General features: G+C 32.1%; 15 protein-coding genes and 1 pseudogene. 8 read left to right on the forward strand and 8 right to left on the reverse strand.

Annotation, left to right across the window (positions count from 1 at the left end; translation table 11 throughout):
* The first annotated feature begins 14 nt into the window (after positions 1-14).
* On the forward strand, positions 15-632 hold the full coding sequence (locus NSU06_RS00665; protein ID WP_049419899.1) for a CadD family cadmium resistance transporter: 618 nt from the start codon (positions 15-17) through the stop codon (positions 630-632).
* A gap of 51 nt (positions 633-683) precedes the next feature.
* Here the strand turns inward: NSU06_RS00665 and NSU06_RS00670 are convergent.
* Positions 684-1,052, reverse strand: a pseudogene (locus NSU06_RS00670) (energy-coupling factor transporter transmembrane component T family protein); the annotation flags it as partial.
* Between the two features lie 55 nt (positions 1,053-1,107).
* On the opposite strand from NSU06_RS00670, the gene NSU06_RS00675 reads away from it, so the two are divergent.
* Positions 1,108-1,782 carry an IS6-like element IS257 family transposase gene (locus NSU06_RS00675; protein WP_001105984.1) on the forward strand — a complete coding sequence of 225 codons (675 nt, stop codon included), beginning with the start codon at positions 1,108-1,110 and terminating at the stop codon, positions 1,780-1,782.
* 109 nt (positions 1,783-1,891) lie between these two features.
* Here the strand turns inward: NSU06_RS00675 and zwf are convergent, their stop codons facing one another.
* The 3 genes from zwf to NSU06_RS00690 form a co-directional block, all read right to left on the reverse strand.
* Positions 1,892-3,352, reverse strand: a complete 1,461-nt coding sequence (gene zwf, locus NSU06_RS00680) for a glucose-6-phosphate dehydrogenase (RefSeq protein WP_000360133.1) — start codon at positions 3,350-3,352, stop codon at positions 1,892-1,894.
* Positions 3,353-3,415: 63 nt separating this feature from the next.
* The gene (gene gndA, locus NSU06_RS00685; protein ID WP_000097595.1) at positions 3,416-4,822 is read right to left on the reverse strand and encodes an NADP-dependent phosphogluconate dehydrogenase; all 1,407 of its coding nucleotides are present in this window, start codon (positions 4,820-4,822) and stop codon (positions 3,416-3,418) included.
* Positions 4,823-4,853: 31 nt separating this feature from the next.
* On the reverse strand, positions 4,854-6,185 hold the full coding sequence (locus NSU06_RS00690; RefSeq protein ID WP_000148861.1) for a glucose-6-phosphate isomerase: 1,332 nt from the start codon (positions 6,183-6,185) through the stop codon (positions 4,854-4,856).
* Positions 6,186-6,385: 200 nt separating this feature from the next.
* Here NSU06_RS00690 and hxlA point away from each other — a divergent pair, with 200 nt between their 5' ends.
* From hxlA to NSU06_RS00705, 3 genes are all read left to right on the forward strand, one after another.
* Positions 6,386-7,018 (forward strand): 3-hexulose-6-phosphate synthase, encoded by a 633-nt coding sequence (gene hxlA / locus NSU06_RS00695; RefSeq protein ID WP_000422872.1) that lies wholly within the window; start codon positions 6,386-6,388, stop codon positions 7,016-7,018.
* A 2-nt stretch (positions 7,019-7,020) separates the two neighbouring features.
* Positions 7,021-7,569 carry a 6-phospho-3-hexuloisomerase gene (hxlB, locus tag NSU06_RS00700; RefSeq protein ID WP_001826328.1) on the forward strand — a complete coding sequence of 183 codons (549 nt, stop codon included), beginning with the start codon at positions 7,021-7,023 and terminating at the stop codon, positions 7,567-7,569.
* A gap of 88 nt (positions 7,570-7,657) precedes the next feature.
* The gene (locus NSU06_RS00705) at positions 7,658-7,990 is read left to right on the forward strand and encodes a winged helix-turn-helix transcriptional regulator (RefSeq protein ID WP_000291486.1); all 333 of its coding nucleotides are present in this window, start codon (positions 7,658-7,660) and stop codon (positions 7,988-7,990) included.
* Positions 7,991-8,154: 164 nt separating this feature from the next.
* Here NSU06_RS00705 and NSU06_RS00710 read toward each other — a convergent pair.
* Positions 8,155-8,828 (reverse strand): IS6 family transposase gene (locus NSU06_RS00710; protein ID WP_223200496.1). Its coding sequence is split into 2 segments (ribosomal slippage): positions 8,155-8,228 and positions 8,228-8,828, totalling 675 coding nucleotides; the frame shifts between segments, so codons are not numbered across the junction.
* A gap of 164 nt (positions 8,829-8,992) precedes the next feature.
* Here NSU06_RS00710 and NSU06_RS00715 point away from each other — a divergent pair.
* On the forward strand, positions 8,993-9,088 hold the full coding sequence (locus NSU06_RS00715) for a type I toxin-antitoxin system Fst family toxin (RefSeq protein ID WP_000889978.1): 96 nt from the start codon (positions 8,993-8,995) through the stop codon (positions 9,086-9,088).
* Between the two features lie 149 nt (positions 9,089-9,237).
* Here NSU06_RS00715 and NSU06_RS00720 read toward each other — a convergent pair whose 3' ends face one another.
* Positions 9,238-9,468, reverse strand: a complete 231-nt coding sequence (locus NSU06_RS00720) for a hypothetical protein (protein WP_002471858.1) — start codon at positions 9,466-9,468, stop codon at positions 9,238-9,240.
* A gap of 367 nt (positions 9,469-9,835) precedes the next feature.
* Here NSU06_RS00720 and NSU06_RS00725 point away from each other — a divergent pair, with 367 nt between their 5' ends.
* A complete protein-coding gene (locus tag NSU06_RS00725; protein WP_000635273.1) occupies positions 9,836-10,444 on the forward strand; it encodes a recombinase family protein in 609 nt (202 codons plus the stop codon).
* Between the two features lie 2 nt (positions 10,445-10,446).
* Here the strand turns inward: NSU06_RS00725 and NSU06_RS00730 are convergent, their stop codons facing one another.
* On the reverse strand, positions 10,447-10,632 hold the full coding sequence (locus NSU06_RS00730) for a hypothetical protein (RefSeq protein ID WP_000938699.1): 186 nt from the start codon (positions 10,630-10,632) through the stop codon (positions 10,447-10,449).
* A 13-nt stretch (positions 10,633-10,645) separates the two neighbouring features.
* Positions 10,646-11,188, reverse strand: coding sequence for a recombinase family protein (locus tag NSU06_RS00735; protein ID WP_000873696.1), 543 nt, complete (start codon positions 11,186-11,188; stop codon positions 10,646-10,648).
* Between the two features lie 113 nt (positions 11,189-11,301).
* On the opposite strand from NSU06_RS00735, the gene NSU06_RS00740 reads away from it, so the two are divergent.
* On the forward strand, positions 11,302-12,753 hold the full coding sequence (locus NSU06_RS00740) for a SulP family inorganic anion transporter (RefSeq protein ID WP_000229534.1): 1,452 nt from the start codon (positions 11,302-11,304) through the stop codon (positions 12,751-12,753).
* Positions 12,754-12,755: the final 2 nt, after the last annotated feature.

The raw sequence follows: 12,755 nt of genomic DNA on the forward strand, positions 1-12,755 counted from the left end.
AGGACAGTTAAACTATGATTCAAACTATCATTACTGCTGCGATATTGTATATCGCAACTGCAGTCGACTTACTTGTTATTTTGCTTATTTTTTTCGCGCGAGCACAGACAAAAAAAGAATATAGAAATATTTATATTGGTCAATATGTAGGATCTGTGACATTGATTGTCGTAAGTTTATTCTTTGCCTTTGTCTTAAATTATGTGCCTGAAAAATGGATTTTAGGATTACTTGGTCTTATTCCTATCTATTTAGGATTAAAAGTAGCTATTTTTGATGATTGTGAAGGAGAAAAAAGAGCGAAACAAGAACTAGACAAACACGGATTAACTAAACTAATTGGCACGGTTGCGTTAGTGACGATCGCAAGTTGCGGAGCAGATAACATCGGATTATTTGTCCCTTACTTTGTCACATTAAGCGTCTCTGAACTCATTGTGACATTAATCGTCTTTTTAATTTTAATCTATGTCTTAGTGTTTACTGCACAGAAGCTTGCATCTATTCCTGAAATCGGAGAAACTGTAGAGAAGTTCAGTCGTTGGATAATGGCAGTGGTCTATATTGGACTTGGTTTATTTATTATTATCGAAAACCATACCTTGCAGACGATTTGGAACTTTTTCTTCTAAATTAAATATAAACTCCCCACTAACTCTAACGTTACGGGGAGTTATTTTTAGTTATTTCCAAGGGTTATAGAATCTACCTTCATTTATATAAAATAATGTTATTACTATCACAATAAAAAGTAATGCTATAAAGATTACAATAATATCTTTCTTTTTAAAAGGCTCGCTTACATACCATGTACGCGATTTATGTTGTCCAAATTGGCGTAATTCCATAGCCGTACTTATTATTTCAATCCTATCCAAACTCGAAAAAATTAATGGTAAGACAATTTTAGAAGCCCCTTTAAGTCTATTTAGTAAATTTACTTTTTTAGACATTTCAAATCCTCTCGCTTGTTGTGCCTGAGAAATATTAAAGTACGTTTCTTGTATGTCTGGTATATACCTTAATGCTAAAGCGACTGCATAACTAATTTGGTTCTGTTGCAAAGTTGAATTTATAGTATAATTTTAACAAAAAGGAGTCTTCTGTATGAACTATTTCAGATATAAACAATTTAACAAAGATGTTATCACTGTAGCCGTTGGCTACTATCTAAGATATGCATTGAGTTATCGTGATATATCTGAAATATTAAGGGAACGTGGTGTAAACGTTCATCATTCAACAGTCTACCGTTGGGTTCAAGAATATGCCCCAATTTTGTATCAAATTTGGAAGAAAAAGCATAAAAAAGCTTATTACAAATGGCGTATTGATGAGACGTACATCAAAATAAAAGGAAAATGGAGCTATTTATATCGTGCCATTGATGCAGAGGGACATACATTAGATATTTGGTTGCGTAAGCAACGAGATAATCATTCAGCATATGCGTTTATCAAACGTCTCATTAAACAATTTGGTAAACCTCAAAAGGTAATTACAGATCAGGCACCTTCAACGAAAGTAGCAATAGCTAAAGTAATTAAAGCTTTTAAACTTAAACCTGACTGTCATTGTACATCGAAATATCTGAATAACCTCATTGAGCAAGATCACCGTCATATTAAAGTAAGAAAGACAAGATATCAAAGTATCAATACGGCAAAGAATACTTTAAAAGGTATTGAATGTATTTACGCTCTATATAAAAAGAACCGCAGATCTCTTCAGATCTACGGATTTTCGCCATGCCACGAAATTAGGGATATGTTAGCCAGTTAAGGGAACAACGACATGATAAAATGGTAGTTAGCTATATTTTTCTAACTTTGCAACAGAACCAGAATATTCATTTAACTCCTCCTATATAGTGTTTTGCAATATTTACGTTTTATAGATTATTCCACCATTCAAAGTTATCTTGTTTAAGTAATTGATCGCTTTCTTTAGGTCCAAAACTTCCTGGTTTATACTGTGGTATTGTTACGTTAGATTTTTTCCATTCAGTACTTATATAATCTATAAATTCCCATGATTGTTTAAGTTCTTCCCAATGTACAAAATTAGTTTGATTTCCTATTAAAGCATCACATATAAGTGATTCATAAGCATCCACTACTTGGTTTTTATCTATTGAGTTATAAATTTTCATATTATGACTTCTATTATTTCTATTTGATTTATTTTCATAAATATATAGTGATATTTTGGCATTAGGTTCTATATTTATTACCAGTAAATTACAATCAGTATCCTCATTATTATTTTCATATCTTAATGTATTATTGTTTTTTTTGAATTCTATAACAATCTCTGTTGCTTTTTTACCTAAGCGTTTCCCCGTACGAATATAAAATGGAGTCCCTTCCCATCTTCTATTATTGATAAGTACTTTTCCTGCTACAAATGTTTCTGTTGTTGAATCACTATCAACACCTTTTTCTTCATGATATGACATTATCGGAGTTTCATTAATAATACCATTAATATATTGTCCTCTAACAAAATATTTGTGTACATCAGCCCCTTTCAAAAATTTTATATTGTTTAAAAGTTCGATTTTTTTTAGTCTAATATCTTTACTATTTCTGCTTTCGGGTTTCTCCATAGCAATAAGAGTAAGTATTTGTAGTGCATGATTTTGCACCATATCTTTAAGCGCTCCTGTAGAATCATAGTATTGGCCTCTATCTTCAATGCCTAAAGTTTCCGATAGAGTTATTTGAACATTTGATATATACTTGTTGTTCCACAATGGTTCAAATATTGTATTACCAAAACGTAAAGATTCAATATTTTGCACCATCTCTTTACCTAGATAATGATCTATTCTAAATATTTCTTCTTCTTTAAAATACTGTCTTATGTGTTTATTTAAGTCTTCAGCAGATTTCAAATCTTTTCCAAATGGTTTTTCGATTATTAATCTTGAAAATCCATTTGTATCAGAAAGACCTGATTGGCTTATGCTTTGAGTTATAATTTTAAAAAATTGAGGATTCATTGCTAAGTAAAATAATCTATTGCCATCCAAACAATATTTTTTATCAATATCATTGGAAAGTTCCTTTAATTTATTCCAACTTGTTTTATCTTCAACATTTTGTTGAAAGTAAAATATGTTATCTAAAAATAAGTTCACCATTTCAAAATTTTCTCGGCTTAATAAAATTTGTTTTACTTTACTTCTATATTCTTCATCACTTATATCCTCTAAACCCGTAGAAATGATAACTAATTTCTTAAAGTGACCCTTTTTATAAAGATTAAAAATAGAAGGTAGCAATTTCCTGTAACTTAAATCTCCTGTTCCGCCAAATATTGTTATTAATGATGATAAATTTTTATCCAAAGCAGTTCCCCCCTTTTACTTGATTAGCTAGTTTCTGGTTTTCATTCCGTAACAGTAATTATATTACTCTTCATCCCATTGTGTGTGGAACACACCTTCATGATCTTTACGTTCATAAGTATGTGCACCAAAATAGTCACGTTGTGCTTGGATAAGATTAGCAGGTAAATCTTCAGAACGATAACTATCATAGTAGTTCACACTTGCAGAGAATCCTGGTGTTGGTACACCGTTTTTAACGCCTGTTGCTACGACGTCTCTTAATGCCTCTTGGTAATCTGTAACAATATTTTTGAAGTATGGATCTAATAATAAGTTTTCAAGTTCTGGATTATTATCGTAAGCATCTTTAATTTTTTGTAAGAATTGTGCACGAATGATACAACCCTCACGCCAAATCATTGCAAGATCACCTAATTTTAAGTTCCATTCGTGATCTTCGCTCGCTTTTCTCATTTGCGCAAAGCCTTGAGCGTAAGAACAAATCTTACTCATATATAATGCTTTTCTGATTTTTTCTAAGAATTCTTCTTTATTACCATCAAATGAAGCTTGTGGTCCATTTAATGATTTAGACGCGTTAACACGTTCTTCTTTAATGGATGAAATGAAACGAGCAAATACTGATTCAGTGATAATTGTTAATGGAATTCCTAATTCTAATGCATTAATAGAAGTCCACTTACCTGTACCTTTTTGACCAGCAGTATCTAATATTTTTTCTACTAAAGGTTCATTATTTTCATCTAATTCAGTGAAAATATCACCAGTAATTTCTATTAAGTAACTTTCGAGTTCTCCAGCATTCCAATCTTTGAATGTTTGAGAAATTTCAGTATGACTCATACCTAATAAGTCTTTCATCATTGCATAACTTTCAGCGATTAATTGCATATCTGCATATTCAATACCGTTATGGACCATTTTCACATAATGACCTGCACCATTTGGGCCAATGTATGTTACGCAAGATGCGCCATCTTGCGCTTTAGCTGAAATGGCATCTAAGATATCACTGACTTTATTATAAGCGGCTTCTTGACCGCCAGGCATTAATGAAGGACCAGTTAAAGCGCCTACTTCACCACCTGAAACGCCCATACCGATGAAATTAACGCCACTTTCAGCTAATGCTTTATTTCGACGAATTGTATCTTGATAGTTTGTATTACCACCATCAATTAAAATATCATCATCATCTAACAGCGGAAGTAGTGTATTTATCATATTATCCGTAGGACTCCCGGCCTTAATCATCAACAAAATTTTACGGGGTTTTTCTAATGAATCTACAAATTCTTTCAAGTTATACGCAGGATATATCTTTTGATAATGAGACTTTTGAATAGTATCATTAATTTCATTATTATCTCTACTATGAATACTCACAGAATATTTCTTATCCTCGATGTTCCACGCAAGATTTTTCCCCATAACACCTAAACCTAAAATTCCAATATTACTAGACATTGTATCCTCTCATTTCTTTATAGTTTATAACCTACAATCTTGCTTCAAGATCTTTTTTCATATCTTCAAATCCTGGTTTACCAAGTAAAGCAAACATATTTTGTTTATACGCTTCTACACCAGGTTGATTGAATGGATTGACGCCTAATTGATAACCACTCATAGCACATACGAGTTCAAAGAAGTACACGACATAGCCAAATGTTTCTTCATCTAATTGTGGAATATTAACAACGATATTAGGTACGCCACCATCAGTATGTGCTAATAATGTACCTTCAAATGCTTTTGTATTAACTTCATCAATTGTTTTACCAGCAAGATAATTTAATCCATCTAAATCGTCACTATCTTCTTCAATAGTAAGATCATGTTTTGGATGATTCACTTTAACAACTGTTTCAAATAAGAAACGACGACCTTCTTGAACGTATTGTCCTAATGAATGTAAATCAGTAGTGTAGTTAGCACTTGAAGGATAAATACCTTTAAAGTCTTTACCTTCTGATTCACCAAATAATTGTTTCCACCATTCATTGAAATATTGCATTGACGGTTCATAGTTGATAAGCATTTCAGTTGTATAACCTTTGCTATATAGAAGGTTACGGATTGTTGCATATTGATAAGCAATATTTTCTTCTAATTTGTCAGAAGATAATTCTTTACGTGCTTTTGCTGCACCAATCATCATCGCTTCAATATTAATACCTGCAGCTGCGATTGGTAATAAACCTACAGCAGTTAACACTGAATAACGGCCACCTACATCATCAGGAACTACAAATGTTTCATAACCTTCATTTGTAGCTAATTGTTTTAATGCACCTTTTTGTTTATCTGTTGTAGCAAAGATACGTTTTTTAGCTTCTTCTTTGCCATATTTACTCTCAACTAATTGTTTGAATAAACGGAATGCAACTGCTGGTTCTGTAGTTGTACCAGATTTAGAAATGACGTTTACAGAGAAATCTTTGTCAGCTAAATAATCTACTAATTCTTTTGTATAGCTTGATGATAAATGGTTACCTACAAAAACAATTTCAGGATAGTCATTATTTGTTCTAAATGAAGATGTTAGCATTTCAATAGCAGCACGTGCACCAAGGTATGAGCCACCAATACCAATAACAACTAACACGTCAGAATTTGCTTTAATACGTTTAGAAGCTTCTACAATTCTTGAAAACTCTTCTTTATCATAATCAACTGGAAGGTCTACCCAACCCAAGAAATCATTTCCTGCACCAGTTCCTCCATGTATCGTTTTGTGTAATGTCTTCACGATATCTTTTTGTTGTTCTAATTCATGTTCTCCAAAAAATTCTAAAGTCTTACCATAATCTAATTGAATATGAGTCATCTAAAAAGCCTCCAAATTTGTAATTATTAGTCTTATATTTACAATTCCAACTGTACACTACAGTGTAATATTATTCATACTGAAAAAATAGTCACCCCCTTTAGATAAGCTGACATTCCCTATATGCCAATTTTGTCAGTATTGATTTATTGATAATTATGTCAAAATAAAGGTATAAATTAATGAAAGGATGAATTATCGTGGAATTACAATTAGCTATTGATTTATTAAATAAAGAAGAAGCAGCAGAATTAGCGAAAAAAGTAGAAGAATATGTTGATATTGTAGAAATTGGTACACCAATTGTGATTAACGAAGGTTTACCTGCCGTTCAACATTTAAATGAAAATATAAGCAATGCTAAAGTATTAGCAGACTTAAAAATCATGGATGCAGCAGACTATGAAGTAAGCCAAGCTGTTAAATTCGGCGCTGATGTTGTAACAATTTTAGGTGTAGCAGAAGATGCGTCAATTAAAGCAGCAGTTGAAGAAGCACATAAAAATAACAAACAATTATTAGTAGATATGATTGCTGTTCAAGATTTAGAAAAACGTGCGAAAGAATTAGATGAAATGGGTGCTGACTATATTGCAGTGCACACTGGTTATGATTTACAAGCTGAAGGACAATCTCCATTAGATAGCTTACGTAAAGTTAAATCAGTAATTAAAAATTCTAAAGTCGCAGTTGCTGGTGGTATTAAACCAGATACAATTAAAGAAATTGTTGCAGAAGAACCTGACTTAGTAATTGTTGGTGGCGGTATCGCAAATGCTGATGACCCTGTAGAAGCAGCTAAACAATGTCGTGACGCTATTGAAGGTAAATAATGATGACAACTTTTAATCATTATCAATTAATTTTAGATGAGTTAAAGGGCACTTTATCTCATGTTAAAGATGAAGAATTTGATGGGTTTGTATCAGAAGTAACTGAAGCATCACGCATATTTATTGCAGGTAAGGGGCGTTCTGGATTCGTTGCAAACAGTTTTGCAATGAGACTCAATCAATTAGGAAAGCAAGCATTTGTCATTGGCGAATCAACAACACCATCAATTCAAAAAGATGATTTATTTATTGTAATTTCTGGTTCAGGCTCAACAGAACATCTTCGCTTATTAGCAGAAAAAGCGAAATCAGTTGATGCAAAAGTGGTATTACTAACAACTAAACTAGATTCTGCAATTGGTGAAATTGCAGACACAGTAGTTGAATTACCAGCAGGTACAAAACACGATGCTACTGGGTCTGATCAACCGTTAGGTAGTTTGTTTGAACAATCATCACAAATCTTTTTAGATAGTGTAGTCATTGGACTAATGACACAATTAGATGTTGAGGAAACAACTATGCAAAATAATCATGCCAATTTAGAATAGATATAAATAAGCAGTTAATGCGGAAGATTATATAATCTTCCGCATTAACAATGTAAATTCTAATATATAGAAGAAAGAAGGATGAAAATTGTATTATAAAGGAAAAGAATTTTTCACTTCTAAAGATTTAGCTTTATGTGTTATCGGAGGAAAGTGGAAGATCCCTATAATTTTTCATTTACTTCAAGACAAAGTATTGAGATTAAGTGAGCTACAAAAAAAGTTGCCGCATGTCAATCAAAGGATGCTAATAAGACAACTTAGAGAATTAGAAGAGGACCAAATTATTGAAAGACATACTTATTCTGTAGTTCCCCCAAAAGTGGAGTATAAGCTGACATCTATAGGCTACAAGCTAGATAAGGTGGTTTATGCAATATGTGAATGGGGTGATTTATTCAAGGATGAAATAATACATTAAAAAGTTCTGGTGCAAATTAAAAATAAAGTTAACTACTCTCTTATAATGTAAGTATTCAATTAGCTGACTAACATGTATTAATTTCGCCGTTCTATGAAATTAAGGGTTCTGTTGCAAAGTTAGAAAAATATAGCTAATCACCATTTTATTGTGTCAGTCTTCGCCTAACCAGCTAACATATAACTAATTTCGTGGCATGGTGAAAATCCGTAGATCTGAAGAGACCTACGGTTTTTTTATATAATCCGTAAATACATTCAATGCCTTTGAGTGTATTTTTTGCCGTATTGACACTTTGATATCTTGTCTTTCTCACCTTAATGTGACGATGATCTTGTTCAATGAAGTTATTGAGATATTTAGATGTGCAATGACAGTTAGGTTTCAACTTAAACACTTTAATTATTTTAGCCATGGCTACCTTCGTTGAAGGTGCTTGATCTGTAATTATCATTTGAGGTTTACCGAATTGTTTAATAAGGCGCTTAATAAACGCATATGCTGATTGATGATCTCGTTTTTTGCGTAACCAAATATCTAATGTATGTCCATCTGCATCAATCGCGCGATACAGATAACACCACTGTCCTTTAATTTTGATATATGTCTCATCAACACGCCACTTATAATACGCTTTTTTATGTTTTTTCTTCCAAATTTGATACAAAACGGGAGCATATTCTTGAACCCAACGGTAGACCGTTGAATGATGAACGTTGACACCACGTTCTCTTAGTATTTCAGATATATCACGATAACTAAGCGCATATCTTAGATAGTAGCCAACGGCTACAGTGATGACGTCCTTGTTAAATTGTTTATATCTGAAATAGTTCATATAGCATACTCCTTTTTGTTAAAATTATACTACAAAATCAACTTTGCAACAGAACCAGATCACTTATCAGAAGCTACCTATCATCGTATATTCGTAGATGATATAATATACAAGTCGTCTATCTCTCAGGCGTCAATTCCGACGCAGAGAGGAGGTGCTAATCTATGCTAGAAATCCTTGTTCACATCACGACCACAGTCATCAGTGGTTGTATTATTGCGTTATTTACGCATTGGCTACGTAATCGCAATAATAAATAGGCGACCATAGCCACACCTAAAAAATCCCCTCACTATTGCCGTAGTGAGGGGATTGGTGCATCTATGCTAGTTTCCTTGTTAACTAAATTATAACATCGGTGAGTGGAGAAATGCAAAGTCCTCATTCATTTCTCTTTTGAATATTATTTCTATCTATAATCTAACTCGTCTTTACGGATAAAAACATTGTAACTTGGCATAACATTGTTTAACTTATGGTTACTTTTTTGTAAATCTATACCACACTTATTAAGTATAGCTTTCATGATAATTCGATCTGATTCTTTAATATCCATATAATCTTCAGACATATTTTTATAAGGTGAATTGACTTTAAAAGTGATTTGTGAAATTAAACATGCATTTTCAATACTGTCCATATGAGGATAGACGTTGCATTTTATAGCAGTTCCTTTTACTACACTCTTTTGGAGCAGTAACCAATAGTTACGTAAAGATTGTAGTAAAGTGTCTTCAAATGGAATTAGTATAATCGATGATAAAAAAACTCCGATAATAAACCAAAATCCGTTTACTATTTAGTTGCAAATTGCTAGATTCATAAGTCACTTCGCTTCCTCAAGAATTATGATTTTATTATATCATTTTTACGCTTTCAGTTTATTTAATATTTATAACTTTAATTGTATGATTGGCGTACACCCTAATCGTACATATGTAGTTATTGAATTTATAGTAACTAAAACGTATGATTAGGGTGTATAATTAATTGTGAGGTGAAAATCAATGATTGTTGGTTATGCGAGAGTATCATCAATCGAACAAAATTTAGAAAGACAACTCGAAAATTTAAAGACGTTTGGTGCTGAAAAAATATTTATAGAAAAACAATCTGGGAAATCTATTGAAAATAGACCAATACTTCAAGAAGCACTTAACTTTGTAAGAATGGGGGATCGGTTTATAGTAGAATCTATTGATCGTTTAGGTCGTAATTACGATGAAGTGATTCATACCGTTAATTATTTAAAAGACAAAGAAGTTCAATTGATGATTACTAGCTTACCTATGATGAACGAAGTCATTGGCAATCCATTATTAGATAAATTTATGAAAGACTTAATCATTCAAATATTAGCAATGGTTTCAGAACAAGAACGAAATGAAAGTAAACGTAGACAAGCGCAAGGGATTAAAATTGCGAAAGAAAAAGGTGTGTATAAAGGACGCCCTTTACTATATTCACCTAATGCTAAAAATCCTCACAAGAGAATTGTTTACCATCGTGTTATTGAGCTACTAAATAAAGGAGAATCTATTAGTAAGATAGCCAAAGACGTGGGTATTACACGTCAAACAATTTATAGAATCAAAAGGGAAAGAACAGAACATTAATTTTATAAAACAAAAAGCCTTTTATGTATAGTTATTTGAAATTTAGAAATTTTTTGTGCTAAATCTTCCCCTGCTACGCTCTCAAGTGCTAATAGAAAAGGTTTTTCACTCACATCCAACGTTTTAAAATCTACGCTATTTTCTTCTCGAATCGATAACAATACTTTATAGACTATATCTTGTAACAACGTTCATCACCTCTTATTTATCTAGATGACGATACAAAGTTGCCCTACTTATGTTTGTCTGTTCTTTTATCTCATCTAAAGTGTATTTTTTGCTCATATACATTTCAATAGCATCTCTAAGATTTTTATCATCTCGCTTTGGTCTTCCTAAAGTTTTTCCATCTTTTGAATAATTCTCTAATCCTACACGAGTTCTAAATTTAACAATATCACTTTGAAAGTCTGTGATATCATGTAATATCTCTATAAATTCACCTTTGATGTCTTTATAAATGTAACGATTTAAATTAATAACATATAAAGATATATCCTCCTGAGAAAGATAATCTAATATATCTACTAAATGTTTCGTAGAATCTGCAAGAATACATAAATCCGTAACGTATAACATATCTCCAGGAACTAATTTTTCATTTAAAAGAACATCTAATATATTCCTCTTCTTATTATTAGCATGAATTTCTTCAACAATTTCATTTGTATGAGTTTCTATTTTCTTTTTTTGTTCATTTAAATCGTCGTTTATTGTAACGGGTCTAATATAACCGTATTTCATTTAATTGCACCACCCTGTAGCTAAAGTTTAACACAAAGTTTCATTAAGGGGTATACATATGAAACTTTTCTGATATACTTTACAATATAATTAAATAAAAAGGAGAGTAAGTTATGGTTGAAAAATTAAAAAATGAATGGCTTAACCAGCCAGGCAAAAATATACTTGCAGGTATTGTAGTTGCCTTAGCTTTAATCCCTGAAGCTATCGCATTCTCCATCATTGCTGGTGTAGATCCTATGGTTGGTTTATATACTTCGTTCATTATTGCTGTCGTCACTGCTATTGTAGGTGGTAGAGCGGCGATGATATCAGGTGCAACAGGGGCTATTGCCTTATTAATTGTGCCACTTGTGAAAGATTACGGTGTAGAGTATCTTCTAGCTGCTACTATACTGATGGGGTTAATTCAATTAATTTTAGGACTTCTTAAAGTAGGTCGTCTAATGAAATTTATACCTCGTTCTGTCATGATAGGTTTTGTGAATGCTCTAGGAATCATGATTTTTATGTCTCAAATAGAACATATCTTTGGGATATCAATTTCAACTTATATATATGTAATTGTAACGTTACTCATCGTATATATAATTCCAAGATTTTTTAAAGCTATACCTGCACCATTAATAGCTATTATCGTATTGACTGCCCTTTATATGTATACAGGTTCTGACGTTAGAACTGTGGGAGATTTAGGTAATATCAAACAAGCTTTCCCTCACTTTTTAATCCCTAATGTTCCCTTTAATTTAGAAACTCTTCAAATTATTTTCCCTTACTCTTTATCTATGGCTATTGTAGGTTTAGTTGAGAGCTTACTTACAGCTAAAATTGTAGACGATGCTACAGACACTTATAGTAGTAAAAATAGAGAGTCCTGTGGTCAAGGTATCGCTAACATGATTACCGGATTATTCGGTGGCATGGGAGGTTGTGCCATGATTGGTCAATCCGTCATCAATGTTAAATCAGGTGCAAACAGTAGATTGTCTACATTTACAGCGGGTATTGTACTTATATTTATGATTATTGTACTTGGAGGACTTGTAGTTCAAGTTCCAATGCCAATTTTAGCAGGTATTATGGTTATGGTTTCTATTGGTACATTTGATTGGAATTCCTTTAAATATATTAAGAAAGCACCAAAAACGGATGCAGTCGTTATGCTTATTACAGTGATTATTGTTTTAATGACGCATAATTTAGCTTTAGGTGTTGTTGCAGGCGTTGTTTTCAGTGCTTTATTCTTTGCTACTAAAATTTCAAAAGTAGAAGTTATTTCTGAAGAGTTCGGTAAAATAAACCGATTATCTTTTAAAGGACAAATCTTTTTTGTTTCTATTGATTCTATGATGGAGCAAATAAACTTTGAGATTGAAAATAGTACCATAGAATTAAACTTCAATAATGCACACTTATGGGATGATTCTGCAGTAGATGCAATTGACACGATAGTACGAAAATTCGAAGAAAAAAATAATATTGTTCGTATAGAAAAATTAAATTCAGATAGTCATAAAGTTGTTTCAGAGTTAAGCCAACTAAATGAAAATCATTTAAACTAAAG

The sequence above is a fragment of the Staphylococcus sp. FSL W8-1270 genome, from assembly GCF_038007165.1.
GTDB lineage: Bacteria > Bacillota > Bacilli > Staphylococcales > Staphylococcaceae > Staphylococcus > Staphylococcus hominis.